Consider the following 21,842-nt stretch of genomic DNA (forward strand, 5'->3'; position numbering starts at 1 on the left):
CACTCGATCGGTTGAAAAAACCCCCGCTCAGCGGGGGTTTTTTTTATTGGGTTGACACTAAATTGGGGCGTCTATAGAATCACGCCTCCTTTTAACGGGCGTAGTGCGCCCGATGGGAACAGCCTGGAGTCTGAAATCCAATGCAAAATCAGCAAATCCGTATCAGGTTGAAGGCTTTCGACCATCGCCTGATCGACCAATCCACCCAGGAAATCGTGGAAACCGCGAAACGTACTGGTGCACAAGTGCGTGGTCCAATTCCACTGCCTACCCGCAAAGAGCGTTTCACCGTTCTGGTCTCCCCGCACGTCAACAAAGACGCGCGTGACCAGTACGAGATTCGCACTCATAAGCGTGTTCTGGACATCGTCCAGCCAACGGATAAAACCGTTGACGCGCTGATGAAGCTCGATCTGGCGGCCGGTGTGGAAGTGCAGATCAGCCTCGGCTAAGACTTCGGTCTGGTCGTGTAACGCTCTGAAATGGGCGGCCATAGCGGGTGAAAGCCCCGTACACTCATGAGGTTTACAACATGACTATTGGTGTAGTCGGTCGAAAAGCGGGCATGACCCGTATTTTCACCGAAGAAGGTGTCTCCATTCCGGTCACGGTCATTGAGATCGAGCCGAATCGCGTCACCCAGTTCAAAACCGAAGAAACTGATGGCTACCGTGCAGTGCAAGTCACTGTCGGCGAGCGTCGTGCTTCGCGTGTGACCGCCGCTCAGGCAGGCCACTTTGCCAAGGCTAACGTTGCCGCTGGTCGCGGTGTCTGGGAGTTCCGTCTTGAAGAAGGCGATTTCCAGGCTGGCGATCTGATCAAAGCTGAACTCTTCACTGCAGGCCAGCTGGTAGACGTAACCGGTCAGTCCAAAGGTAAAGGCTTCGCCGGTACCATCAAGCGTTGGAACTTCCGTGGTCAAGACAACACCCACGGTAACTCCGTATCGCACCGTGTCCCTGGCTCCATCGGCCAGTGCCAGACTCCTGGTCGTGTATTCAAGGGCAAGAAGATGTCCGGTCACATGGGCGCCGAGCGCGTGACTGTTCAGTCCCTGGAAGTAGTACGCGTAGACGCTGAACGCAACCTGCTGCTGATCAAGGGTGCCGTCCCAGGCGCTACTGGCGGCGACGTGGTCGTGCGTCCGGCTGTCAAGGCTCGCGGTTAAGGGGAAACTGACATGCAACTTAATGTAAATGACGCTCAGGCGATCGAAGTTTCCGAACTGACCTTCGGTGGCGAATTCAACGAGACGCTGGTACACCAAGCAGTCGTGGCCTACATGGCCGGCGGCCGTCAGGGCACCAAGCAGCAGAAGACCCGTTCTGACGTAGCCGGTGGCGGTAAGCGCCCATGGCGTCAGAAAGGTACTGGCCGCGCTCGTGCTGGTACTACCCGTGGTCCGATCTGGCGTGGCGGTGGTGTAACCTTCGCAGCTCGTCCTCAGGATCACTCGCAGAAGCTCAACAAGAAGATGTATCGCGCAGCCCTGCGCTCCATCCTCGCTGAGCTGGTGCGTAGCGACCGTCTGGTTGTGGTTCAGGACTTCGCTGTTGAAGCCCCGAAAACCAAAGACCTGCTGAACAAGCTGAACGGCATGGGTCTGAGCGATGTATTGATCGTTTCGGACGCTGTTGATCAGAACCTGTACCTGGCTGCTCGCAACCTGCCGCACGTCGACGTACGTGACGTTCAAGGTTCCGACCCGGTCAGTCTGATCGCATACGAGAAAGTGTTGATCACTGTCTCGGCCGTGAAGAAATTCGAGGAGCTGCTGGGATGAACCAGGAACGCGTATTCAAAGTCCTCCTTGGCCCGCACGTTTCCGAGAAGGCTACCGTTCTGGCTGAGAAAAAAGGCCAGTTCGTATTCAAGGTTGCTACTGACGCAACCAAGCTGGAAATCAAGAAAGCTGTCGAAGGCCTGTTCAACGTAAAAGTTGAAAACGTGTCGACTGTTAACGTTCTGGGTAAAACCAAGCGTACCGCACGTGGTCTGGGCAAGCGTAATGACTGGAAGAAGGCGATCGTCTCCCTTCAGCCAGGCCAAGATCTCGATTTCAGCAGCAGTGCTGAGTAAGGAAGGGGTGCATCATGGCAATCGTTAAATGCAAACCGACTTCCCCTGGCCGCCGTTTTGTGGTCAAGGTGGTCAACAAGGAGCTGCACAAAGGCGCTCCTCACGCACCGCTGCTCGAGAAAAAATCGAAGTCTGGTGGTCGTAACAACAATGGCCGCATCACCACTCGTCACGTTGGTGGTGGTCATAAGCAGCATTACCGTCTGGTTGACTTCCGTCGCAACGACAAAGATGGCATCCCTGCCACTGTCGAGCGTATCGAATACGACCCGAACCGTACTGCTCACATCGCCCTGCTGTGCTACGCAGACGGTGAGCGTCGCTACATCATCGCCCCTAAAGGCGTGAGCGCTGGCGACCAGCTGATCGCAGGTGCCCTGGCCCCAATCAAGGCCGGTAACTCCCTGCAGCTGCGCAACATCCCAGTAGGTAGCACCATTCACGGCATCGAACTGAAGCCGGGTAAAGGTGCTCAGATCGCTCGTTCCGCTGGTGCTTCGGCTCAGCTGATCGCTCGCGACGGTGTCTATGTGACCCTGCGTCTGCGCTCTGGTGAAATGCGTAAAGTCCTGGCTGAGTGCCGTGCGACCCTGGGCGAAGTCTCGAACTCCGAGCACAGCCTGCGTTCGCTGGGTAAAGCTGGTGCCAAACGCTGGCGCGGCGTTCGCCCAACCGTTCGTGGTGTTGCCATGAACCCGGTTGACCACCCACATGGTGGTGGTGAAGGTCGTACCTCCGGTGGTCGTCATCCGGTATCGCCATGGGGCTTCCCAACCAAGGGTGCTAAAACCCGCGGTAATAAGCGTACCGACAACATGATCGTCCGTCGTCGCAAGTAACTAGAGGGATACGACAGTGCCACGTTCTCTGAAAAAAGGTCCTTTTATCGATCTTCACCTGCTGAAGAAGGTCGAAGTGGCGGTGGAGAAGAACGATCGCAAGCCAGTTAAAACCTGGTCGCGCCGTTCGATGATCCTGCCACAGATGGTCGGTCTGACCATCGCGGTACACAACGGTCGCCAACACGTCCCAGTTCTCGTGAACGAAGACATGGTCGGCCACAAACTGGGCGAGTTCGCCGGTACCCGCACTTATCGTGGGCACGTGGCTGACAAGAAAGCCAAGCGTTAAGGGGTAAGGAAATGGAAGTAGCCGCTAAGTTGTCGGGCGCTCGCATCTCCGCCCAGAAAGCCCGCTTGGTCGCCGACCAGATCCGCGGGAAGAAGGTGGGCGAAGCGCTCAACCTGTTGGCCTTCAGCAGCAAAAAAGCCGCTGAAATCATGAAGAAAGTCCTCGAGTCGGCCGTTGCCAACGCCGAACACAACGAAGGCGCAGACGTTGATGACCTGAAGGTCTCCACCGTCTTCGTCAACGAAGGGCGTTCGCTGAAGCGCATCATGCCGCGTGCCAAAGGCCGCGCTGATCGCATCGTCAAGCGGTCTTGCCATATCACTGTCAAGGTTGCGGACAAGTAACGGAGTCGATCAGATGGGTCAGAAAGTACATCCCACTGGCATTCGCCTGGGAATCGTCAAGGAGCACACCTCCGTCTGGTATGCAGACGGCGCTACTTACGCAGATTACCTGTTGAAGGATCTGAAAACGCGTGAGTACCTCCAAGACAAACTAAAAAGCGCGTCCGTAAGCCGTATCGATATTCATCGTCCGGCTCAAACTGCACGCATCACCATCCACACCGCTCGTCCCGGTATCGTTATCGGCAAGAAAGGTGAAGATGTTGAGAAACTGCGTCAGGACCTGACCAAGCAGATGGGTGTGCCTGTGCACATCAACATCGAAGAGATCCGCAAGCCGGAACTCGACGCCATGCTGGTTGCTCAGAGCGTTGCCCAGCAGCTGGAGCGCCGCGTTATGTTCCGTCGCGCCATGAAGCGCGCCGTGCAGAACGCCATGCGTATTGGTGCCAAGGGCATCAAGATCCAGGTGAGCGGTCGTCTCGGCGGTGCCGAGATCGCACGTACCGAGTGGTATCGCGAAGGTCGTGTGCCTCTGCACACCCTGCGTGCCGATATCGACTACAACACCTACGAAGCTCACACCACCTACGGTGTGATCGGTGTGAAGGTTTGGATCTTCAAAGGCGAAGTTATTGGTGGTCGCCAGGAAGAGCTGAAGCCTCAAGCACCAGCGCCTCGTAAAAAAGCTGCTAAGTAAGGGGTACGCCAAATGTTGCAACCAAAGCGTACAAAATTCCGCAAGCAGATGACCGGCCACAACCGTGGTCTGGCACTGCGCGGTAGCAAGGTCAGCTTCGGCGAGTTCGCTCTGAAAGCTGTCGCTCGCGGTCGTCTCACCGCCCGTCAGATCGAGTCGGCACGTCGTGCCCTGACCCGTCACGTTAAGCGTGGCGGTAAGATCTGGATCCGTGTCTTCCCGGACAAGCCGGTTACCAAGAAGCCTCTCGAGGTTCGTATGGGTAAAGGTAAAGGTTCCGTGGAATACTGGGTTGCCCAGATTCAGCCAGGCAAAGTCCTGTACGAAATCGAGGGTGTTTCTGAAGAGCTGGCGCGCGAAGCTTTCGCCCTGGCTGCTGCAAAGCTGCCTCTCGCCACCTCCTTTGTTAAGCGGACGGTGATGTGATGAAAGCGAATGAACTTCGTGAAAAATCGGCACAGCAACTGAATGAGCAACTGCTCGGCTTGCTGCGCGACCAGTTCAATCTGCGCATGCAGAAAGCAACTGGCCAGTTGGGGCAGTCGCACCTGCTCTCGCAAGTTAAGCGTGACATCGCTCGCGTGAAAACTGTGCTCAACCAGCAGGCAGGTAAGTGATCATGGCTGAAGCTGAAAAAACCGTCCGTACGCTGACTGGCCGTGTCGTCAGCGACAAAATGGACAAGACCATCACCGTTCTGATCGAGCGTCGCGTCAAGCACCCGATCTACGGTAAATACGTTAAGCGTTCGACTAAGCTGCACGCGCACGACGAAACCAACCAGTGCAAAATCGGCGACAAAGTTTCGATCACCGAAACTCGTCCGCTGGCCAAGACCAAGTCCTGGGCACTGGTTGAAGTCCTCGAACGCGCTGTTGAAGTCTAAGGGCTAGGGGTCGGAGAAATTTTATGATTCAGACTCAATCCATGCTCGATGTGGCCGATAACAGCGGCGCTCGTCGCGTCATGTGCATCAAGGTGCTCGGCGGTTCGCACCGCCGTTACGCCGGCATCGGTGACATCATCAAAGTAACCGTCAAGGAAGCGATTCCGCGCGGTAAGGTCAAGAAAGGCCAGGTGATGACCGCTGTTGTCGTCCGTACCCGTCACGGTGTACGTCGCGCTGACGGTTCCATCATTCGTTTCGACGGCAACGCTGCTGTTCTGCTGAACACCAAGCAAGAGCCGATCGGCACTCGCATCTTCGGGCCAGTGACCCGTGAACTTCGTACCGAGAAGTTCATGAAGATCGTCTCGCTCGCCCCTGAAGTGCTGTAAGGAGATCCGACATGCAAAAGATTCGTCGTGACGACGAGATCATCGTGATCGCCGGCAAAGACAAAGGTAAGCGCGGTAAGGTGCTGAAGGTTCTCGCTGACGACCGTCTGGTCATCGGTGGTGTCAACCTGGTCAAGCGTCACACCAAGCCTAATCCGATGGCGGGCGTCCAGGGCGGTATCGTCGAGAAAGAAGCGCCTCTGCACGCTTCCAACGTTGCCATCTTCAACAGCGAAACCAACAAGGCTGACCGCGTTGGCTTCAAAGTTGAAGAAGGTAAAAAAATTCGTGTCTTCAAGTCGACCCAAAAAGCGGTTGATGCTTGAACACTGCTAGGTAGAAGACCATGGCACGACTGAAAGAGATTTACCGGAACGAAATCGCTCCTAAGCTTAAGGAAGAACTTAAGCTGTCGAACGTGATGGAAGTTCCGCGCGTTACCAAAATCACCCTGAACATGGGTCTGGGCGAAGCGATCGGCGACAAGAAAGTCATCGAGCACGCTGTTGCCGACCTGGAAAAGATCACCGGTCAAAAGCCGGTCGTGACTTTCGCTCGTAAATCCATCGCGGGCTTCAAAGTTCGTGAAGGCTGGCCGATCGGTGTCAAGGTGACCCTGCGTCGCGAAAAAATGTACGAGTTCCTGGACCGCCTGCTGGCGATCTCCCTGCCACGGGTTCGCGACTTCCGCGGCCTGAATGCCAAGTCCTTCGATGGTCGCGGCAACTACAGCATGGGCGTGAAAGAGCAGATCATCTTCCCGGAAATCGACTACGACAAGATCGATGCTCTGCGCGGTTTGGACATCACCCTGACCACCACTGCTCGTTCGGACGACGAAGGCCGCGCTCTGCTGCGTGCTTTCAAGTTCCCGTTCCGCAACTGATTGGAGTAGGAAAATGGCCAAGAAGAGCATGAAAAACCGCGAGCTGAAGCGTCAGCTCACGGTTGCCAAGTACGCCAAAAAGCGTGCCGAGCTGAAAGCGACCATCGTCAACCAGAACGCCTCTCCTGAAGAGCGTTTCGCTGCCGTTGTCGCCCTGCAGAAGCAACCACGTGACGCCAGCGCCTCGCGCATGCGTAACCGTTGCCGCATCACCGGCCGTCCGCACGGCGTGTACCGCAAGTTCGGCCTCGGCCGTAACAAGCTGCGCGAAGCCGCCATGCGTGGTGACGTGCCAGGTCTGGTCAAGGCCAGCTGGTAATCCGGTTGGCGTGACCACCGGCGGGAGGGGAGTGATCTTCCGACCGCCGGTGACCTCGCAACGAAACAAGCCCCTATATGGGGCTTGTTTCGTTTCTGTCTTGTGTCTAGAATGACCGGCTCACCTGAGCCTGGGTTTTTTGCCCTGCCTGCTCGGGTGGTTGTGATAGCCGCAAGGCTAATAATTCTTGTATCAGGAGCATCTAGCCCATGAGTATGCAGGACCCGTTAGCGGACATGCTAACTCGCATCCGTAATGCCCAGATGGCTGAAAAGTCTGTCGTAAGCATGCCTTCTTCCACCCTGAAGGTCGCGGTTGCCAAAGTACTGAAAGACGAAGGTTACATCGCCGGCTACGAAGTCACTGGCGAAGCCAAGCCTTCCCTGTCGATCGAGCTGAAGTACTTCGAAGGCCGTCCGGTTATCGAAGAGCTGAAGCGTACCAGCCGTCCTGGCCTGCGCCAGTACAAGGCCGTTACCGAGCTGCCGAAAGTACGTGGCGGCCTGGGCGTGTCTATCGTCTCCACCAACAAAGGTGTGATGACTGACCGCGCTGCGCGCGCTGCCGGTGTCGGCGGCGAAGTTCTGTGCACAGTGTTCTAAGGGGAGATAGGCATGTCTCGCGTCGCTAAGAACCCCGTTAAGCTGCCAGCAGGCGTCGAAGTCAAATTCGCCGGCCAGCAGCTTTCGGTGAAGGGTGCCAAGGGCACTCTCGAACTGAACGTTCACTCGTCTGTTGAAGTTACCGAAGAAGCTGGTGAGCTGCGTTTCTCCGCTCGCAACGGTGACCAGCAAGCTCGCGCCATGGCCGGTACCACCCGCGCCCTGGTGAACAACATGGTCCAGGGCGTAAGCCAAGGCTTCGAGCGCAAGCTCCAGCTGGTCGGTGTTGGTTACAAGGCACAGGCTAAAGGCACCGTCCTGAACCTGGCTCTGGGCTTCTCGCACCCAGTGGATTACGAACTGCCAGCCGGTATCACCGCTGAAACCCCAAGCCAGACCGACATCCTGATCAAGGGTATCGACAAGCAGCTGGTAGGTCAGGTGGCCGCTGAAGTCCGCGGTTTCCGTCCGCCAGAGCCTTACAAGGGCAAGGGTGTGCGTTACGCGGACGAAGTAGTCCGTCGTAAAGAAGCCAAGAAGAAGTAGGGCCTAGCAAATGACCGACAAAAAAGTTACTCGACTGCGTCGCGCTCGCAAAGCACGCCTGAAAATGCACGAGCTCGAAGCCGTGCGTCTGTGCGTGTTCCGCTCCTCGCAGCACATCTATGCCCAGGTCATCTCGGCCGACGGCAGCAAGGTTCTGGCAAGCGCCTCGACCTTGGACAAAGAACTGCGTGATGGCGCCACCGGCAACATCGACGCGGCCACTAAGGTTGGCAAGCTGGTAGCTGAGCGCGCGAAAGCCGCCGGTGTATCTCAAGTTGCCTTTGACCGTTCCGGCTTCAAGTACCACGGCCGCGTCAAGGCGCTGGCTGATGCTGCTCGTGAAGGCGGGCTGGAGTTCTAAGTTATGGCAAATAACGATCAAAAGCGCGACGAAGGCTACATCGAGAAGCTGGTTCAAGTTAACCGCGTAGCCAAGACCGTCAAGGGCGGCCGTATCTTCACCTTCACCGCGCTGACCGTGGTAGGTGATGGCAAGGGCCGTGTTGGTTTCGGCCGTGGCAAATCGCGCGAAGTACCTGCCGCGATCCAGAAAGCCATGGAAGCTGCTCGCCGCAACATGATTCAGGTTGACCTGAAGGGCACCACCCTGCAGTACGCCACCAAGGCTGCCCACGGCGCCTCGAAGGTCTACATGCAGCCTGCCTCGGAAGGTACCGGTATCATCGCCGGTGGCGCCATGCGTGCCGTCCTGGAAGTCGCTGGCGTGCAGAACGTTCTGGCCAAGTGCTATGGCTCGACCAACCCGGTGAACGTGGTTCACGCCACCTTCAAGGGTCTGAAAGCCATGCAATCCCCTGAGTCCATTGCTGCCAAGCGCGGCAAGACTGTTGAGGAGATCATCTGATCATGGCAACCGTAAAAGTAACGCTGATCAAGAGCACCGCCGGCCGCCTGCCTAACCACAAACTGTGCGTTAAAGGCCTGGGTCTGCGTCGCATCGGTCACACTGTAGAAGTCCAGGATACTCCCGAGAACCGCGGGATGATCAACAAGGCTTACTACATGCTGAAGGTCGAGGGTTAATCGATGAAACTCAATGATCTGAGTCCAGCGCCGGGTTCCCGTCGCGAGAAGCACCGTCCGGGCCGTGGTATCGGTAGCGGTCTGGGCAAGACCGGTGGCCGTGGTCACAAAGGTCAGACCTCCCGCTCCGGTGGCTCCATCGCTCCAGGCTTCGAAGGCGGTCAACAGCCGCTGCACCGTCGCCTGCCGAAGTTCGGCTTCGTTTCCCTGAAAGCCATGGACCGCGCCGAAGTGCGTCTGTCCGAGCTGGCCAAGGTGGAAGGCGATCTGATCACCGTTCAGTCCCTGAAGGACGCCAACGTGATCGGCCAGCACGTACAGCGTGTGAAAATCATGCTGTCGGGCGAAGTCACTCGCGCAGTCACCCTCAAGGGTATCGCCGTCACCAAAGGTGCACGTGCGGCTATCGAAGCAGCTGGCGGCAAGTTCGAGGAATAAATGGCTAAGCAAGGTGCTCTCTCTTCGCTCGGTAAGGGCGGGATGTCGGAACTCTGGGCTCGTCTGCGCTTTCTGTTCATGGCGATCATCGTCTATCGGATTGGCGCGCACATCCCAGTGCCAGGCATTAACCCGGACCGTCTCGCGGATCTGTTCCGGCAGAATGAGGGGACCATTCTTAGCTTGTTCAACATGTTTTCCGGTGGCGCGCTGGAGCGCATGAGCATCTTTGCACTGGGGATCATGCCGTACATCTCGGCATCGATCATCATGCAGCTCATGACCGCTGTCAGCCCGCAGCTGGAGCAGTTGAAGAAGGAAGGTGAAGCTGGCCGTCGCAAGATCAGCCAGTACACCCGCTACGGCACCGTTATCCTGGCGCTGGTTCAAGCCATTGGCATGTCCATTGGCCTGGCCAACCAGGGCGTGGCGTTTTCTGCAGGCCTGGGCTTCCATGTCGTCGCTGTCTCCACTTTCGTGGCGGGTGCGATGTTCATGATGTGGCTCGGCGAGCAGATCACCGAGCGCGGTGTGGGCAACGGTATCTCGATGTTGATCTTCGCAGGTATCGTTGCCGGTCTTCCGAGAGCAATCGGGCAGTCTTTCGAGTCTGCGCGCACAGGCGATATCAACATCTTCGCCCTGGTCGCTATCGGTTTGCTGGCAGTAGCGATTATCGGCTTCGTGGTGTTCATTGAGCGTGGTCAGCGTCGTATCGCCGTTCACTACGCCAAGCGTCAGCAGGGCCGCAAGGTCTTCGCTGCGCAGACCAGCCACCTGCCGCTGAAAGTGAACATGGCGGGGGTCATCCCGGCCATTTTCGCGAGCAGCATCTTGCTGTTCCCGGCTTCGCTGGGTGCCTGGTTCGGTCAGTCCGAAGGTATGGGCTGGCTGCAGGACATCTCGCAGTCGATCGCTCCTGGTCAGCCGTTGAACATTCTGCTGTTTAGTGCAGGGATCATTTTCTTCTGCTTCTTCTACACAGCGCTGATGTTCAACCCGAAAGACGTAGCGGAAAACCTGAAGAAGTCCGGTGCCTTTATTCCGGGTATCCGTCCTGGTGAACAGTCGGCACGCTACATTGATGGCGTTCTGACCCGTTTGACCATGTTCGGTGCTCTTTACATGATGGCCGTCTGCCTTCTGCCCCAGTTCCTGGTGGTGGCAGCAAACGTGCCGTTCTACCTTGGCGGGACCTCGTTGCTGATTGTGGTAGTGGTTGTGATGGACTTCATGTCCCAAGTACAATCGCACCTCGTTTCGCACCAGTACGAATCCCTGATGAAGAAAGCCAACCTGAAAGGCTACGGCGGCAGCGGTCTGCTGCGCTGATCTAGCCCCTTAAGGTTCGAGGAGTCGGTAATGAAAGTTCGTGCATCGGTGAAAAAGCTGTGCCGCAACTGCAAGATCATTCGTCGCGAAGGTATCGTGCGCGTGATCTGCAGCGCGGAACCGCGTCACAAGCAGCGCCAAGGCTGAGTGTGATCCGCGCTTCAAACCCAGCAGCTAGTGTGCTGCTGGGTTGATTATTCGTTTCTACAGCGATATTATCTCGCGCCCTATTTCTTGGCTTCCGGGGCGTAGGTAGCTGTCAATTGGAGTCCCACTGAATGGCCCGTATTGCAGGCGTCAACATTCCAGATAACAAGCATACTGTTATCTCGCTGACCTACATCTATGGTGTCGGTCGCACTACTGCGCAGAAAATCTGTGCAGACGCTGGTGTCAACCCAGCCGCAAAGATCAAGGATCTGAGCGACGAGCAAATCGAAACCCTGCGTGGCGAAGTCGCGAAGTTCACCACCGAAGGTGACCTGCGTCGTGACATCAACATGAAGATCAAGCGCTTGATGGACCTGGGTTGCTACCGCGGCCTGCGCCATCGTAAGGGTCTGCCGGTTCGCGGTCAGCGCACCAAGACCAACGCACGCACCCGTAAGGGCCCGCGTAAGCCGATCCGCAAGTAATCGCCCAGGAATATAGACATGGCAAAACCTGCTGCTCGTCCTCGTAAAAAAGTCAAAAAGACAGTGGTTGATGGCATCGCCCACATCCATGCGTCTTTCAACAACACCATCGTGACCATCACCGATCGTCAGGGCAACGCACTGTCCTGGGCTACTTCCGGTGGTTCGGGTTTCCGTGGTTCGCGCAAATCCACCCCGTTCGCAGCTCAGATCGCTGCTGAGCGTGCTGGTCAAGCTGCGCTGGAATATGGTCTGAAGAACCTCGACGTTAACGTCAAGGGTCCAGGTCCAGGTCGTGAATCCGCCGTTCGTGCACTGAACAGCTGCGGCTACAAGATCGCCAGCATCACCGACGTGACGCCAATCCCGCATAACGGGTGCCGTCCGCCGAAGAAGCGTCGCGTGTAATCAGGAGACAGATAAATGGCACGTTACATTGGTCCAAAATGCAAACTGTCTCGCCGTGAAGGCACTGACCTGTTCCTGAAGAGCGGCGTTCGCGCTCTGGAATCGAAGTGCAACATCGAAGCAGCCCCAGGTATCCACGGCCAGCGCCGTGGCCGTCAGTCCGACTACGGTACCCAGCTGCGCGAGAAACAAAAAGTCCGTCGTATCTACGGCGTGCTGGAGCGTCAATTCCGCGGTTACTACCAAGCGGCTGCCTCGAAGAAAGGCGCCACTGGTGAGAACCTGCTGCAGATGCTCGAGTGCCGTCTGGACAACGTCGTTTACCGTATGGGCTTCGGTTCCACCCGTTCCGAGTCCCGTCAGCTGGTTTCGCACAAAGCGATCAGCGTGAACGGCAAGACCGTAAACATTCCATCCTACCAAGTTCGTCCGGGTGACGTGGTCGCAGTTCGCGAGAAGTCGCTGAACCAGCTGCGCATTGTTCAAGCCCTTGAACTGTGCGCCCAGCGTGGCCGCGTTGAGTGGGTTGACGTGGATGCTGCCAAAAAGTCGGGCGTTTTCAAGAACGTTCCTGCTCGCAGCGACCTGTCCGCCGACATCAACGAAAACCTGATTGTCGAGCTCTACTCCAAGTAAGGGCTAGAAAATAGGTGCATCCATGCAGATTTCGGTAAATGAGTTTCTGACACCCCGTCACATCGACGTGCAGGTTGTCAGTCCAACCCGCGCCAAGATCACGCTCGAGCCTCTCGAGCGTGGCTTCGGCCATACCCTGGGCAACGCGCTGCGCCGCATCCTGTTGTCCTCCATGCCTGGCTGTGCAGTAGTCGAGGCCGAGATCGATGGCGTACTCCATGAGTACTCCGCGATCGAAGGTGTACAGGAAGACGTCATTGAAATCCTGTTGAACCTGAAAGGCCTGGCTATCAAACTGCACGGTCGTGACGAAGTTACGCTGACCTTGTCGAAAAAGGGTTCGGGGGTGGTTACCGCTGCCGATATTCAGCTGGATCACGATGTCGAGATCGTCAACCCCGATCACGTAATCGCGAACCTGGCGTCCAACGGCGCCCTGAACATGAAGCTCACCGTAGCTCGTGGTCGCGGTTACGAGCCGGCCGACTCCCGTCAGACCGACGAAGACGAAAGCCGCAGCATTGGCCGTCTCCAGCTGGACGCTTCGTTCAGCCCGGTGCGTCGTATCGCCTACGTGGTCGAGAACGCCCGTGTTGAACAGCGTACCAACCTGGACAAGCTGGTCATCGATCTGGAAACCAACGGCACCCTGGACCCTGAAGAGGCTATCCGCCGCGCCGCGACCATCCTGCAACAGCAGCTGGCCGCGTTCGTCGACCTCAAAGGTGACAGCGAGCCGGTGGTGGTCGAGCAGGAAGACGAGATCGATCCGATCCTGCTGCGTCCGGTTGACGACCTGGAACTGACTGTACGTTCGGCCAACTGCCTCAAGGCGGAGAACATCTACTACATCGGCGACCTGATTCAGCGTACCGAAGTAGAGCTGTTGAAGACTCCTAACCTGGGCAAGAAGTCCCTGACTGAAATCAAGGACGTCCTGGCCTCCCGTGGTCTGTCTCTCGGCATGCGCCTCGACAACTGGCCGCCTGCAAGTCTTAAGAAAGACGACAAGGCGACTGCCTGATCGTCGTAATCACCGAACGTAGTGTTTGGTAAGGAATGAATCATGCGTCATCGTAAAAGTGGACGTCACCTGAGCCGTACCAGCTCTCACCGCAAGGCTATGTTCCAGAACATGGCAGTGTCGCTGATCGAGCACGAGCTGATCAAAACCACCCTGCCGAAAGCCAAGGAACTGCGCCGCGTTGCCGAGCCGCTGATCACCCTGGCCAAGGAAGACAGCGTCGCCAACCGTCGTCTGGCCTTCGACCGTACCCGTTCGAAGTCCGCCGTTGGCAAACTGTTCAACGACCTGGGCAAGCGTTACGCCACCCGTCAGGGCGGCTACCTGCGCATCCTGAAGTGCGGTTTCCGCGCTGGCGACAACGCGCCTATGGCGTACGTCGAGCTGGTTGATCGTCCGGTCGGTGGTGTTGTAGAAGCTGCCGAGTAAGACGTTCTGTCTGCTACAAGAAACCGGGCCTAGGCCCGGTTTTTTGTCGCCTGATGAATTGTTATTTTCTATTGATGTAAGTCACTTAATGAATTTGTTCTTGTAATACTGCTGGTCAATACTCTCTCCAAGCCGATTAGCCGGCAGTTCGAGACCCGATAAGGAGAGCCCATGAGCAAGATTCTCACCACCGCCAGCGGTGCCCCCGTTGCTGACAACCAGAATTCCCGTTCCGCCGGCCCGCGCGGCCCGCTGCTGCTCGACGACTTCCACCTGATCGAGAAGCTGGCCCACTTCAACCGCGAGAACATCCCTGAGCGTCGCGTCCACGCCAAGGGCTCGGGCGCCTACGGTACCTTCACCGTCACCCGTGATATCAGCGGCTACACCAGCGCCAAGTTGTTCGATGCCATTGGCAAGCGCACCGAAACCTTCCTGCGTTTCTCCACGGTCGGTGGTGAGCGCGGCTCCGCCGATACCGAGCGTGACCCACGTGGCTTCGCGGTGAAGTTCTACACCGAGGAAGGCAACTGGGACATCGTCGGCAACAACACCCCGGTGTTCTTCATCCGCGACCCGCTGAAGTTCCCTGACTTCATTCACACCCAAAAGCGCCACCCGCAGAGCAACCTGAAGAACGCCCAGATGATGTGGGACTTCTGGTCGCACTCGCCGGAAGCGCTGCACCAGGTCACCATCCTGTTCTCCGACCGCGGTATTCCGGATGGCTACCGTCACATGCACGGCTTCGGCAGCCACACTTACAGCCTGATCAACGCCAAGGGGGAGCGCACTTGGGTCAAGTGGCACTTCAAGACCCAGCAGGGCATCAAGAACCTGGCGCCGGCCGATGCCGCACGCCTGGCCGGCACCGACCCGGACTACGCCCAGCGCGACCTGTTCGAGGCCATCGAGCGTGGCGACTTCCCACGTTGGACGGTGTGCATTCAGGTGATGAGCGAAGACGAGGCGGCCGCGCGGGCAGAGAACCCCTTCGACGTGACCAAGACCTGGTCGCAGAAGGAATACCCGCTGATCGAAGTGGGTGTGCTGGAGCTCAACCGCAACCCGCTCAACTACTTTGCCGAGGTCGAGCAGGCCACCTTCGGCCCGAGCAACATGGTCCCGGGTGTTGGCCTGTCGCCGGATCGCATGCTGCAAGGCCGGGTGTTCGCCTACGCCGATGCGCACCGCTACCGGGTGGGCACCAACCACCAGCAGTTGCCGGTCAATGCTTCGCGCAGCCCGGTCAACAGCTACCAGCGTGACGGTTCGATGGCTATGGGCGGCTACGGCAGCGCGCCGAACTACGAGCCCAACAGCTATGCCGACGCGCCGAAGCAATCGCCCCGCCATGGCGAGCCAGCGCTGGCACTCAGTGGGGCGGCGGATCGCTACGATCACCGTGAGGACACGGATTACTACAGCCACGCCGGCGCGCTGTTCCGCCTGATGAGCGCCGAGCAGAAGGCGCTGCTGATCAGCAACATTGCCGGCACCCTGGTCGGGGTCAGCGAGGATGTGGTGCGGCGCCAGCTGCAGCACTTCTTCAAGGCTGATCCGGCCTACGGGGAAGGCATCGCCAAGGCCCTGGGCGTGAATCTCGCCTAAGTCGAAGTGATAAGAAGAACCGCCCTCATTTGGGCGGTTTTTCAATGAAAATCACTACTGTTTAACCGATTTTTTGCATCTGATTGCGCATTTTTCAGTGACCGCGGGCAAAAGCTGGTTCACACTAGTGGTCATTGACGCATTCACAGGGAGAAGCAGGGCGATGCAAGGTCACCCGGACGTAATCAACTACCTCGTCACGTTGCTGAAGGGCGAACTGGCAGCACGCGACCAGTATTTCATCCACTCGCGCATGTACGAAGACTGGGGCTTGGGCAAGCTCTACGAGCGTATCAACCACGAGATGGAAGAAGAGACGCAGCACGCCGATGCTCTGATGCGCCGTATCCTCATGCTCGAAGGCACCCCCGACATGCGTGCCGACGACCTCGAAGTCGGCACCACGGTCCCTGAAATGATCGAGGCCGACCTAAAGCTCGAGTACAAGGTGCGCGCCGCGCTGTGCAAAGGCATCGAGCTGTGCGAGCTGCACAAGGACTACATCAGCCGCGACATCCTGCGCGCGCAGCTGGCTGACACCGAGGAAGATCACACCTACTGGCTGGAGAAGCAGCAGGGGTTGATCAAGGCCATCGGCCTGGAGAATTACCTGCAGTCGCAGATGTAAAAGCCTGGGGGCTGCTTTGCAGCCCATTCGCGGCACAAGGCCGCTCCTACAGGACAGCGCCGATCTGACGGTTTGCGCGGTCCTGTAGGAGCGGCCTTGTGTCGCGAATGGGCGCAAAGCGCCCCCAGTGTCTTATGCCCGATCCCGCTCCAGCAGCGGTTTCAAGTAATGCCCGGTGTAGGACTGCTTCGTCTCGGCCAGCTCTTCCGGCGTACCACAGGCAATGATCTGCCCACCCTTGGAGCCACCCTCCGGCCCCAGGTCGACCAGCCAATCGGCGGTCTTCACCACATCCAGGTTATGTTCGATCACCACCACGGTGTTGCCGTGGTCGCGCAGGCGGTGCAATACGTCCAGCAACTGCTGGATATCGGCGAAGTGCAGGCCGGTGGTGGGCTCGTCGAGGATATACAGGGTCTTGCCGGTATCGCGCTTGGACAGCTCGCGGGACAACTTCACGCGCTGCGCCTCGCCTCCCGACAAGGTGGTCGCCGACTGCCCCAGCTTGATGTACGACAAACCGACGTCCATCAAGGTTTGCAGCTTGCGCGCCAGCGCCGGCACCGCATCGAAGAACTCGCGGGCATCCTCGATGGTCATTTCCAGCACCTCGTGGATGTTCTTGCCCTTGTACTTGATCTCCAGGGTTTCACGGTTATAGCGCTTGCTCTTGCACACATCGCACGGCACGTAGATGTCTGGCAGGAAGTGCATCTCTACCTTGATCAAGCCATCGCCCTGGCAGGCTTCGCAGCGGCCGCCCTTGACGTTGAACGAGAACCGCCCCGGGCCGTAGCCGCGTGAGCGTGATTCCGGGACGCCGGAGAACAGCTCGCGGATCGGTGTGAAGATGCCTGTGTAGGTCGCCGGGTTCGAGCGTGGGGTGCGGCCGATCGGGCTCTGGTCGATATCCACCACTTTGTCCAGGTGCTGCAGGCCATCCATGCTGCTGTGCGGCGCGGCCTCCAGGCTGCTTGCGCCATTCAGGGCGGTGGCAGCCAGCGGGAACAGGGTGTTGTTGATCAGGGTCGACTTGCCCGAGCCGGAAACCCCGGTCACGCAGGTCAGCAGGCCGATCGGGATCTCCAGGTCGACGTTCTGCAGGTTGTTGCCGCGCGCGCCCTTGAGCTTGAGTTGCAGCTTTTTGTTGCGCGGGGTGCGCTTGGCCGGCACGACGATCTTCTTGCGCCCGGACAGGTACTTGCCGGTCAGCGAGTCTGGGTGATCCATGACCTGCTGCGGCGAGCCCTCGGCGACGATCTGGCCGCCGTGCACCCCAGCGCCTGGGCCAATGTCGACCACGTAGTCGGCCAGGCGAATGGCGTCTTCGTCGTGCTCCACCACTATCACCGTGTTCCCCAGGTCACGCAGGTGGTTGAGGGTGGCCAGCAGGCGGTCGTTGTCCCGTTGATGAAGGCCGATGGACGGCTCGTCGAGGATGTACATCACCCCCACCAGGCCAGCACCGATCTGGCTGGCCAGGCGGATCCGCTGGGCTTCACCGCCAGACAGGGTATCGGCGCTGCGGTCCAGGGTCAGGTAGTCGAGGCCGACGTTGACCAGGAACTGCAGGCGTTCGCAGATTTCCTTGAGGATCTTCGCCGCGATCTCGCCGCGCCGTCCGGTCAGGGTCAGCGCGCCGAAGTAGTTGCTGGCTTCGCCGATCGGCAGGTTGGTCACCGCCGGCAGGGTCTTCTCACCCACCCATACGTGGCGCGCTTCACGGCGCAGACGGGTGCCGCGGCAGTCCGGGCAGGGTTGGGTGCCGAGGAACTTGGCCAGCTCTTCGCGCACGGTGGCCGACTCGGTCTCGCGGTAGCGGCGCTCCAGGTTCGGCACGATGCCTTCGAACGGGTGCGAGCGCTTGACGATATCGCCGCGGTCGTTGAGGTACTTGAAGTCGACGCTCTGCTTGCCGCTGCCGTGCAGGATGACTTTCTGGTGATCGGCCGAGAGCTGGCCGAACGGTTCTTCGAGGCTGAAGCCATAGTGCGCGGCCAATGAGCCGAGCATCTGGAAGTAATAGACGTTGCGCCGGTCCCAGCCGCGGATCGCGCCCTCGGCCAGGGTCAGTTCGGTGTTCACCAGGCGCTTGGTGTCGAAGAACTGCTTCACGCCCAGGCCATCGCAGGTCGGGCAGGCGCCGGCCGGATTGTTGAAGGAGAACAGCTTGGGTTCCAGTTCGCTGATGGCGTGGCCGCAGACCGGGCAGGCGAAGCGCGCGGAGAAGATCATCTCCTCTGCGGGCTCATCGTCCATCGGTGCCACCAGGGCGATGCCGTCGGCCAGCTTGAGCGCGGTCTCGAACGATTCGGCCAGGCGCTGCTGCAAGTCGGCGCGGACCTTGAAGCGGTCCACCACCACGTCGATGCTGTGCTTTTTCTGCTTATCCAGCTTGGGCAGCTCGTCCAGTTCGTAGAGCTTGCCGTTGACCCGGGCCCGCACAAAGCCCTGGGCGCGCAGTTCGTCGAACACCGCCAGGTGCTCGCCCTTGCGCTCGCGAATCACCGGCGCCAGCAGCATCAGCTTGCTGCCCTCGGGTTTTTCCAGCACCAGGTCGACCATCTGGCTGATCGTTTGCGCTTCCAGTGGAATATCGTGGTCCGGGCAGCGCGGCGTGCCGACCCGGGCATAGAGCAGGCGCAGGTAGTCGTAGATCTCGGTGATGGTGCCCACGGTCGAGCGCGGGTTGTGCGAGGTCGACTTCTGCTCGATGGAGATCGCCGGCGACAGGCCTTCGATGGTATCGACGTCGGGCTTTTCCATCATCGACAGGAACTGCCGGGCATAGGCCGACAGCGACTCGACGTAGCGGCGCTGGCCCTCGGCGTACAACGTGTCGAAGGCCAGCGAGGACTTGCCGGACCCGGACAAGCCGGTGATCACGATCAGTTTGTCCCGGGGCAGGGTCAGGTCGATGTTCTTCAGGTTGTGGGTACGCGCCCCACGGATCAGGATCTTGTCCACTACGGCCTCGCTCGGCGGGCATAAACAAAGGAGTATACGGCGCGCTGCCATTACGCGGCAAAGCGTCGCGTATATGCCGTCAAGGCGTCGGACTGATAGAATCGCCGCCGGTTCACACGAGGTTAATCCATGCACGACACCCACAACGAGCGCATGAGCGGTAGCGAAACCCGCGCCGCGAGCGGCCTGGCCCTGGTCTTTGCCTTTCGTATGCTGGGCATGTTCATGGTGCTGCCGGTGCTGGCCACCTACGGCATGGACCTGGCCGGCGCCACGCCTGCACTGATCGGCCTGGCCATCGGCGCCTATGGTCTGACCCAGGCGGTGCTGCAGATTCCGTTCGGGGTGATTTCCGACCGCATCGGTCGCCGTCCGGTGATCTACGTGGGATTGATCATCTTCGCCCTGGGCAGTGTGCTGGCGGCCCAGGCCGACTCGATCTGGGGCGTGATCGCCGGGCGTATCCTGCAAGGCGCTGGGGCGATTTCCGCGGCCGTCATGGCCTTGCTGTCCGACCTTACTCGTGAGCAGCACCGGACCAAGGCCATGGCCATGATCGGCATGAGCATCGGCCTGTCGTTTGCCGTGGCGATGGTGGTCGGGCCGCTGCTGACCCGCGCCTTTGGCTTGTCAGGATTGTTCCTTGCCACCGCAGGACTTGCCCTGGTCGGCATTGGCTTGATCGCCTTCGTCGTGCCCAGCTCGCACAGTGTTCTGACACACCGTGAGTCTGGTGTTGCCCGTCAAGCTCTTGGCCCGACCCTGCGCAATCCGGACCTTCTGCGCCTGGATATCAGCATTTTCGTGCTGCACGCGATCCTGATGGCCAGCTTCGTGGCGCTGCCCCTGGCTTTCGTCGAGCGCGGCGGGCTGCCCAAGGAGCAGCACTGGTGGGTGTACCTGACCGCGCTGCTGGTTTCATTTTTTGCAATGATCCCCTTCATCATCTACGGGGAAAAGAAGCGCAAGATGAAACGCGTGTTGCTCGGCGCGGTCAGTGTCCTGCTGCTGGTGGAGGTGTTCTTCTGGCAGTGGGCTGACAACTTGCAGGGACTGGTGATCGGCACCGTGGTATTCTTTACTGCATTCAACCTGCTGGAGGCATCCTTGCCTTCGCTGGTCAGCAAGGTATCGCCTGCCGGCGGCAAGGGGACGGCAATGGGGGTGTATTCCACCAGCCAGTTCCTCGGCGCCGCGCTGGGAGGCATCCTCGGTGGCTGGTTGTTCCAGCACGGTGGCTTGAGCATGGTGTTCCTGGGGTGTGCGGTGTTGTGCGTCCTGTGGTTGCTCACTGCGTTGCGCATGAACGAACCACCCTACGTGACCAGCCTGCGCATGCCATTGACGCCAGAAGCGGTCCGGGAAGCCGGGCTGACCGAGCGCTTGCTGGCCGTGCCGGGTGTGACCGACGCCGTGGTGGTGGCAGAAGAAGCCGCCATCTATATCAAACTGGATACGAAAATTTTGGACCGCGCGACCCTAGAGCGTCTGGTGAACCCAGCCGCTTCGGCGTGCGAAGCCTAGGAGAACGTTATGGCCCGTGGGGTTAACAAAGTCATTCTGGTCGGCACCTGCGGTCAGGATCCCGAAGTCCGCTACCTGCCCAACGGTAACGCCGTGACCAACCTGAGCCTGGCCACCAGCGAGCAGTGGACCGACAAGCAGTCGGGCCAGAAGGTCGAGCGCACCGAGTGGCACCGTGTCTCGCTGTTCGGCAAGGTCGCCGAAATCGCCGGCGAATACCTGCGCAAGGGTTCGCAGTGCTACATCGAGGGCAAGCTGCAGACCCGCGAGTGGGAAAAGGACGGCATCAAGCGCTACACCACCGAGATCATCGTCGACATCAACGGCACCATGCAGCTGCTCGGCGGTCGTCCGCAGGGCCAGCAGGGCGGTGGCGACCAGTACAACCAGGGTGGTGGCAACAACTACAACCAGGGCGGTCAGCAGCAACAGTACAACCAGGCCCCGCGCCAGCAGGCCCAGCGCCCGCAGCAAGCTCCGCAGCGCCCAGCGCCGCAACAGCCGGCTCCGCAGCCTGCCGCTGACTTCGACAGCTTCGACGACGATATTCCGTTCTGATCCTTTCCTGTGGGCACCAGGTGCCACAGGTGAACGGAGCTGTGACAAGAAACCCGCTTCAGGCATGAAGCGGGTTTCTTTTTGCCTGTCAGCTTTCTTCGAGCGCCGCCTTGGCAAACTGTGCATCAAGCTCGGGTGTTGCTCCGCTGATGCCTATACCGCCGATATGCCTGCCGTTCGCATCCATGATTGGCAACCCGCCTTCCAGCAAAGTGAAACCGGGCAGCGAAGCGTAGGGATTGGCTGGCAACCCGGCGCTGCGTTCACCCAGTGTGCGGGATGAAAGTGGAAAGCGTGCAGATGTAGCGGCTTTGAGCTGCGCGACCTGGATGCTGCCGCTGCTGGTGCCATCCATGCGGTGGAAATGCTTCAGGTTGCCATGGTTGTCGACGATGCTGATGACGATGGCGAAGCCCTGGGCGCGGGCGGCACGCTCGGCGGCGGCGGCCAGGCTTCGAGCCTTCTCGGCGCTAATGGGCGAAATGGCAGGGGTGTCGGGTCGGTTGGGTGGGGCCGCCAGTGTGGGCGTTACGTGCATCGGGAGGGCGAGCAAGAGCCCGACCATGAAGTGTTTCGTGTTCATTCATACGTGCCTCGTCCATGTGGATTCAGCAACCTAGCAAGCAAAAGCTGGTTTGCGGTGTAGTCCGTTTCTGATCGCGATGTGGGATTGCATTACCTTTCCATGATCCAGATCACCCCACTTCCCAGATTCTTGACTAG

At 59.0% G+C, this 21,842-nt stretch carries 34 protein-coding genes; 32 read left to right on the top strand and 2 right to left on the bottom strand.

Features of this window, described 5'->3' with window-relative positions:
* Nucleotides 1–140: 140 nt before the first annotated feature.
* The 30 genes from rpsJ (at nt 141) to bfr (ending at nt 16,070) form a co-directional block, all read left to right on the top strand.
* Complete coding sequence (rpsJ, locus tag E3U47_RS20185) at nt 141–452, top strand: 30S ribosomal protein S10 (RefSeq protein WP_003186070.1); 312 nt, start codon at nt 141–143, stop codon at nt 450–452.
* Between the two features lie 80 nt (nt 453–532).
* A complete protein-coding gene (rplC, locus tag E3U47_RS20190; protein ID WP_011531887.1) occupies nt 533–1,168 on the top strand; it encodes a 50S ribosomal protein L3 in 636 nt (211 codons plus the stop codon).
* 12 nt (nt 1,169–1,180) lie between these two features.
* Complete coding sequence (gene rplD, locus E3U47_RS20195) at nt 1,181–1,783, top strand: 50S ribosomal protein L4 (RefSeq protein ID WP_003255485.1); 603 nt, start codon at nt 1,181–1,183, stop codon at nt 1,781–1,783.
* Nucleotides 1,780–2,079, top strand: coding sequence for a 50S ribosomal protein L23 (gene rplW, locus E3U47_RS20200; RefSeq protein WP_003255484.1), 300 nt, complete (start codon nt 1,780–1,782; stop codon nt 2,077–2,079). Before rplD ends, rplW begins: the two co-directional genes overlap by 4 nt.
* 14 nt (nt 2,080–2,093) lie before the next feature.
* A complete protein-coding gene (rplB, locus tag E3U47_RS20205) occupies nt 2,094–2,918 on the top strand; it encodes a 50S ribosomal protein L2 (protein ID WP_016393391.1) in 825 nt (274 codons plus the stop codon).
* 16 nt (nt 2,919–2,934) lie between these two features.
* Nucleotides 2,935–3,210: a 30S ribosomal protein S19 gene (gene rpsS, locus E3U47_RS20210; RefSeq protein ID WP_003255482.1), complete on the top strand. Its 276-nt coding sequence runs from the start codon at nt 2,935–2,937 to the stop codon at nt 3,208–3,210.
* A gap of 11 nt (nt 3,211–3,221) precedes the next feature.
* The gene (gene rplV, locus E3U47_RS20215; protein ID WP_003103908.1) at nt 3,222–3,554 is read left to right on the top strand and encodes a 50S ribosomal protein L22; all 333 of its coding nucleotides are present in this window, start codon (nt 3,222–3,224) and stop codon (nt 3,552–3,554) included.
* Nucleotides 3,555–3,567: 13 nt separating this feature from the next.
* A complete protein-coding gene (gene rpsC / locus E3U47_RS20220) occupies nt 3,568–4,254 on the top strand; it encodes a 30S ribosomal protein S3 (protein WP_003255481.1) in 687 nt (228 codons plus the stop codon).
* A gap of 12 nt (nt 4,255–4,266) precedes the next feature.
* The gene (gene rplP, locus E3U47_RS20225) at nt 4,267–4,680 is read left to right on the top strand and encodes a 50S ribosomal protein L16 (protein WP_009397508.1); all 414 of its coding nucleotides are present in this window, start codon (nt 4,267–4,269) and stop codon (nt 4,678–4,680) included.
* Entirely contained in the window at nt 4,680–4,871 is a 192-nt protein-coding gene (rpmC, locus tag E3U47_RS20230) for a 50S ribosomal protein L29 (RefSeq protein ID WP_002555481.1), read from the top strand. Before rplP ends, rpmC begins: the two co-directional genes overlap by 1 nt.
* A 2-nt stretch (nt 4,872–4,873) precedes the next feature.
* Nucleotides 4,874–5,140, top strand: coding sequence for a 30S ribosomal protein S17 (gene rpsQ, locus E3U47_RS20235; RefSeq protein WP_023534981.1), 267 nt, complete (start codon nt 4,874–4,876; stop codon nt 5,138–5,140).
* 23 nt (nt 5,141–5,163) lie between these two features.
* Entirely contained in the window at nt 5,164–5,532 is a 369-nt protein-coding gene (rplN, locus tag E3U47_RS20240) for a 50S ribosomal protein L14 (protein WP_008089810.1), read from the top strand.
* Nucleotides 5,533–5,543: 11 nt separating this feature from the next.
* On the top strand, nt 5,544–5,858 hold the full coding sequence (gene rplX / locus E3U47_RS20245; RefSeq protein WP_023629180.1) for a 50S ribosomal protein L24: 315 nt from the start codon (nt 5,544–5,546) through the stop codon (nt 5,856–5,858).
* A gap of 20 nt (nt 5,859–5,878) precedes the next feature.
* Entirely contained in the window at nt 5,879–6,418 is a 540-nt protein-coding gene (gene rplE, locus E3U47_RS20250; protein WP_012316517.1) for a 50S ribosomal protein L5, read from the top strand.
* Between the two features lie 13 nt (nt 6,419–6,431).
* Complete coding sequence (gene rpsN, locus E3U47_RS20255) at nt 6,432–6,737, top strand: 30S ribosomal protein S14 (protein ID WP_134693399.1); 306 nt, start codon at nt 6,432–6,434, stop codon at nt 6,735–6,737.
* 209 nt (nt 6,738–6,946) lie between these two features.
* Nucleotides 6,947–7,339, top strand: coding sequence for a 30S ribosomal protein S8 (gene rpsH, locus E3U47_RS20260; protein WP_134693400.1), 393 nt, complete (start codon nt 6,947–6,949; stop codon nt 7,337–7,339).
* A gap of 12 nt (nt 7,340–7,351) precedes the next feature.
* Nucleotides 7,352–7,885 (top strand): 50S ribosomal protein L6, encoded by a 534-nt coding sequence (gene rplF / locus E3U47_RS20265; RefSeq protein WP_011531892.1) that lies wholly within the window; start codon nt 7,352–7,354, stop codon nt 7,883–7,885.
* A gap of 10 nt (nt 7,886–7,895) precedes the next feature.
* Entirely contained in the window at nt 7,896–8,246 is a 351-nt protein-coding gene (gene rplR, locus E3U47_RS20270) for a 50S ribosomal protein L18 (RefSeq protein WP_011531893.1), read from the top strand.
* Nucleotides 8,247–8,249: 3 nt separating this feature from the next.
* A complete protein-coding gene (gene rpsE / locus E3U47_RS20275; protein ID WP_023629184.1) occupies nt 8,250–8,750 on the top strand; it encodes a 30S ribosomal protein S5 in 501 nt (166 codons plus the stop codon).
* 2 nt (nt 8,751–8,752) lie between these two features.
* Nucleotides 8,753–8,929, top strand: a complete 177-nt coding sequence (gene rpmD, locus E3U47_RS20280) for a 50S ribosomal protein L30 (protein ID WP_028690238.1) — start codon at nt 8,753–8,755, stop codon at nt 8,927–8,929.
* Nucleotides 8,930–8,932: 3 nt separating this feature from the next.
* Nucleotides 8,933–9,367, top strand: coding sequence for a 50S ribosomal protein L15 (gene rplO, locus E3U47_RS20285; protein WP_011531896.1), 435 nt, complete (start codon nt 8,933–8,935; stop codon nt 9,365–9,367).
* A complete protein-coding gene (gene secY, locus E3U47_RS20290) occupies nt 9,368–10,699 on the top strand; it encodes a preprotein translocase subunit SecY (RefSeq protein ID WP_003255459.1) in 1,332 nt (443 codons plus the stop codon).
* Between the two features lie 30 nt (nt 10,700–10,729).
* On the top strand, nt 10,730–10,846 hold the full coding sequence (rpmJ, locus tag E3U47_RS20295) for a 50S ribosomal protein L36 (protein WP_011531897.1): 117 nt from the start codon (nt 10,730–10,732) through the stop codon (nt 10,844–10,846).
* A 131-nt stretch (nt 10,847–10,977) separates the two neighbouring features.
* The gene (gene rpsM, locus E3U47_RS20300; RefSeq protein ID WP_003255457.1) at nt 10,978–11,334 is read left to right on the top strand and encodes a 30S ribosomal protein S13; all 357 of its coding nucleotides are present in this window, start codon (nt 10,978–10,980) and stop codon (nt 11,332–11,334) included.
* A gap of 18 nt (nt 11,335–11,352) precedes the next feature.
* Complete coding sequence (gene rpsK / locus E3U47_RS20305) at nt 11,353–11,742, top strand: 30S ribosomal protein S11 (RefSeq protein ID WP_003255454.1); 390 nt, start codon at nt 11,353–11,355, stop codon at nt 11,740–11,742.
* A 15-nt stretch (nt 11,743–11,757) separates the two neighbouring features.
* Nucleotides 11,758–12,378, top strand: a complete 621-nt coding sequence (rpsD, locus tag E3U47_RS20310) for a 30S ribosomal protein S4 (RefSeq protein ID WP_134693401.1) — start codon at nt 11,758–11,760, stop codon at nt 12,376–12,378.
* 22 nt (nt 12,379–12,400) lie between these two features.
* Entirely contained in the window at nt 12,401–13,402 is a 1,002-nt protein-coding gene (gene rpoA, locus E3U47_RS20315; RefSeq protein ID WP_003255452.1) for a DNA-directed RNA polymerase subunit alpha, read from the top strand.
* Nucleotides 13,403–13,444: 42 nt separating this feature from the next.
* The gene (gene rplQ / locus E3U47_RS20320) at nt 13,445–13,831 is read left to right on the top strand and encodes a 50S ribosomal protein L17 (RefSeq protein WP_134693402.1); all 387 of its coding nucleotides are present in this window, start codon (nt 13,445–13,447) and stop codon (nt 13,829–13,831) included.
* A gap of 171 nt (nt 13,832–14,002) precedes the next feature.
* Nucleotides 14,003–15,442, top strand: a complete 1,440-nt coding sequence (locus E3U47_RS20325) for a catalase (RefSeq protein WP_134693403.1) — start codon at nt 14,003–14,005, stop codon at nt 15,440–15,442.
* A 163-nt stretch (nt 15,443–15,605) separates the two neighbouring features.
* A complete protein-coding gene (gene bfr, locus E3U47_RS20330) occupies nt 15,606–16,070 on the top strand; it encodes a bacterioferritin (protein WP_011531900.1) in 465 nt (154 codons plus the stop codon).
* Between the two features lie 132 nt (nt 16,071–16,202).
* On the opposite strand, the gene uvrA is transcribed toward bfr, so the two are convergent.
* On the bottom strand, nt 16,203–19,037 hold the full coding sequence (gene uvrA, locus E3U47_RS20335; protein WP_167659513.1) for an excinuclease ABC subunit UvrA: 2,835 nt from the start codon (nt 19,035–19,037) through the stop codon (nt 16,203–16,205).
* Nucleotides 19,038–19,166: 129 nt separating this feature from the next.
* Here uvrA and E3U47_RS20340 point away from each other — a divergent pair, with 129 nt between their 5' ends.
* Together E3U47_RS20340 and E3U47_RS20345 are read left to right on the top strand one after the other, a co-directional pair.
* Nucleotides 19,167–20,561 (top strand): MFS transporter, encoded by a 1,395-nt coding sequence (locus E3U47_RS20340; RefSeq protein ID WP_134693405.1) that lies wholly within the window; start codon nt 19,167–19,169, stop codon nt 20,559–20,561.
* A gap of 9 nt (nt 20,562–20,570) precedes the next feature.
* Nucleotides 20,571–21,119 (top strand): single-stranded DNA-binding protein, encoded by a 549-nt coding sequence (locus E3U47_RS20345; RefSeq protein ID WP_023629920.1) that lies wholly within the window; start codon nt 20,571–20,573, stop codon nt 21,117–21,119.
* Between the two features lie 88 nt (nt 21,120–21,207).
* Here the strand turns inward: E3U47_RS20345 and E3U47_RS20350 are convergent, their stop codons facing one another.
* Nucleotides 21,208–21,702 (bottom strand): heme-binding protein, encoded by a 495-nt coding sequence (locus tag E3U47_RS20350; protein WP_256660315.1) that lies wholly within the window; start codon nt 21,700–21,702, stop codon nt 21,208–21,210.
* Between the last annotated feature and the right edge of the window lie 140 nt (nt 21,703–21,842).

The organism is Pseudomonas sp. RIT623 (assembly GCF_004519305.1).
Classification (GTDB): Bacteria; Pseudomonadota; Gammaproteobacteria; order Pseudomonadales; family Pseudomonadaceae; genus Aquipseudomonas.

What these genes read in the sequence shown, in the direction of transcription:
- rpsD (WP_134693401.1), top strand. Translation starts at nt 11,758, where the DNA reads ATGGCACGTTACATTGGTCCAAAATGCAAACTGTCTCGCCGTGAAGGC.
- rpmC (WP_002555481.1), top strand. Translation starts at nt 4,680, where the DNA reads ATGAAAGCGAATGAACTTCGTGAAAAATCGGCACAGCAACTGAATGAG.
- rpoA (WP_003255452.1), top strand. Translation starts at nt 12,401, where the DNA reads ATGCAGATTTCGGTAAATGAGTTTCTGACACCCCGTCACATCGACGTG.
- rplX (WP_023629180.1), top strand. Translation starts at nt 5,544, where the DNA reads ATGCAAAAGATTCGTCGTGACGACGAGATCATCGTGATCGCCGGCAAA.
- rplE (WP_012316517.1), top strand. Translation starts at nt 5,879, where the DNA reads ATGGCACGACTGAAAGAGATTTACCGGAACGAAATCGCTCCTAAGCTT.
- E3U47_RS20325 (WP_134693403.1), top strand. Translation starts at nt 14,003, where the DNA reads ATGAGCAAGATTCTCACCACCGCCAGCGGTGCCCCCGTTGCTGACAAC.
- rpsN (WP_134693399.1), top strand. Translation starts at nt 6,432, where the DNA reads ATGGCCAAGAAGAGCATGAAAAACCGCGAGCTGAAGCGTCAGCTCACG.
- rplO (WP_011531896.1), top strand. Translation starts at nt 8,933, where the DNA reads ATGAAACTCAATGATCTGAGTCCAGCGCCGGGTTCCCGTCGCGAGAAG.
- bfr (WP_011531900.1), top strand. Translation starts at nt 15,606, where the DNA reads ATGCAAGGTCACCCGGACGTAATCAACTACCTCGTCACGTTGCTGAAG.
- rplD (WP_003255485.1), top strand. Translation starts at nt 1,181, where the DNA reads ATGCAACTTAATGTAAATGACGCTCAGGCGATCGAAGTTTCCGAACTG.
- rplQ (WP_134693402.1), top strand. Translation starts at nt 13,445, where the DNA reads ATGCGTCATCGTAAAAGTGGACGTCACCTGAGCCGTACCAGCTCTCAC.
- rplC (WP_011531887.1), top strand. Translation starts at nt 533, where the DNA reads ATGACTATTGGTGTAGTCGGTCGAAAAGCGGGCATGACCCGTATTTTC.
- E3U47_RS20345 (WP_023629920.1), top strand. Translation starts at nt 20,571, where the DNA reads ATGGCCCGTGGGGTTAACAAAGTCATTCTGGTCGGCACCTGCGGTCAG.
- rplW (WP_003255484.1), top strand. Translation starts at nt 1,780, where the DNA reads ATGAACCAGGAACGCGTATTCAAAGTCCTCCTTGGCCCGCACGTTTCC.
- rplN (WP_008089810.1), top strand. Translation starts at nt 5,164, where the DNA reads ATGATTCAGACTCAATCCATGCTCGATGTGGCCGATAACAGCGGCGCT.
- E3U47_RS20350 (WP_256660315.1), bottom strand. Translation starts at nt 21,702, where the DNA reads ATGAACACGAAACACTTCATGGTCGGGCTCTTGCTCGCCCTCCCGATG.
- secY (WP_003255459.1), top strand. Translation starts at nt 9,368, where the DNA reads ATGGCTAAGCAAGGTGCTCTCTCTTCGCTCGGTAAGGGCGGGATGTCG.
- rpmD (WP_028690238.1), top strand. Translation starts at nt 8,753, where the DNA reads ATGGCAACCGTAAAAGTAACGCTGATCAAGAGCACCGCCGGCCGCCTG.
- rpsM (WP_003255457.1), top strand. Translation starts at nt 10,978, where the DNA reads ATGGCCCGTATTGCAGGCGTCAACATTCCAGATAACAAGCATACTGTT.
- rpsC (WP_003255481.1), top strand. Translation starts at nt 3,568, where the DNA reads ATGGGTCAGAAAGTACATCCCACTGGCATTCGCCTGGGAATCGTCAAG.
- rpsK (WP_003255454.1), top strand. Translation starts at nt 11,353, where the DNA reads ATGGCAAAACCTGCTGCTCGTCCTCGTAAAAAAGTCAAAAAGACAGTG.
- rplP (WP_009397508.1), top strand. Translation starts at nt 4,267, where the DNA reads ATGTTGCAACCAAAGCGTACAAAATTCCGCAAGCAGATGACCGGCCAC.
- rpsQ (WP_023534981.1), top strand. Translation starts at nt 4,874, where the DNA reads ATGGCTGAAGCTGAAAAAACCGTCCGTACGCTGACTGGCCGTGTCGTC.
- rplF (WP_011531892.1), top strand. Translation starts at nt 7,352, where the DNA reads ATGTCTCGCGTCGCTAAGAACCCCGTTAAGCTGCCAGCAGGCGTCGAA.
- rplV (WP_003103908.1), top strand. Translation starts at nt 3,222, where the DNA reads ATGGAAGTAGCCGCTAAGTTGTCGGGCGCTCGCATCTCCGCCCAGAAA.
- E3U47_RS20340 (WP_134693405.1), top strand. Translation starts at nt 19,167, where the DNA reads ATGCACGACACCCACAACGAGCGCATGAGCGGTAGCGAAACCCGCGCC.
- rpsE (WP_023629184.1), top strand. Translation starts at nt 8,250, where the DNA reads ATGGCAAATAACGATCAAAAGCGCGACGAAGGCTACATCGAGAAGCTG.
- rplR (WP_011531893.1), top strand. Translation starts at nt 7,896, where the DNA reads ATGACCGACAAAAAAGTTACTCGACTGCGTCGCGCTCGCAAAGCACGC.
- rpsH (WP_134693400.1), top strand. Translation starts at nt 6,947, where the DNA reads ATGAGTATGCAGGACCCGTTAGCGGACATGCTAACTCGCATCCGTAAT.
- rplB (WP_016393391.1), top strand. Translation starts at nt 2,094, where the DNA reads ATGGCAATCGTTAAATGCAAACCGACTTCCCCTGGCCGCCGTTTTGTG.
- rpmJ (WP_011531897.1), top strand. Translation starts at nt 10,730, where the DNA reads ATGAAAGTTCGTGCATCGGTGAAAAAGCTGTGCCGCAACTGCAAGATC.
- rpsJ (WP_003186070.1), top strand. Translation starts at nt 141, where the DNA reads ATGCAAAATCAGCAAATCCGTATCAGGTTGAAGGCTTTCGACCATCGC.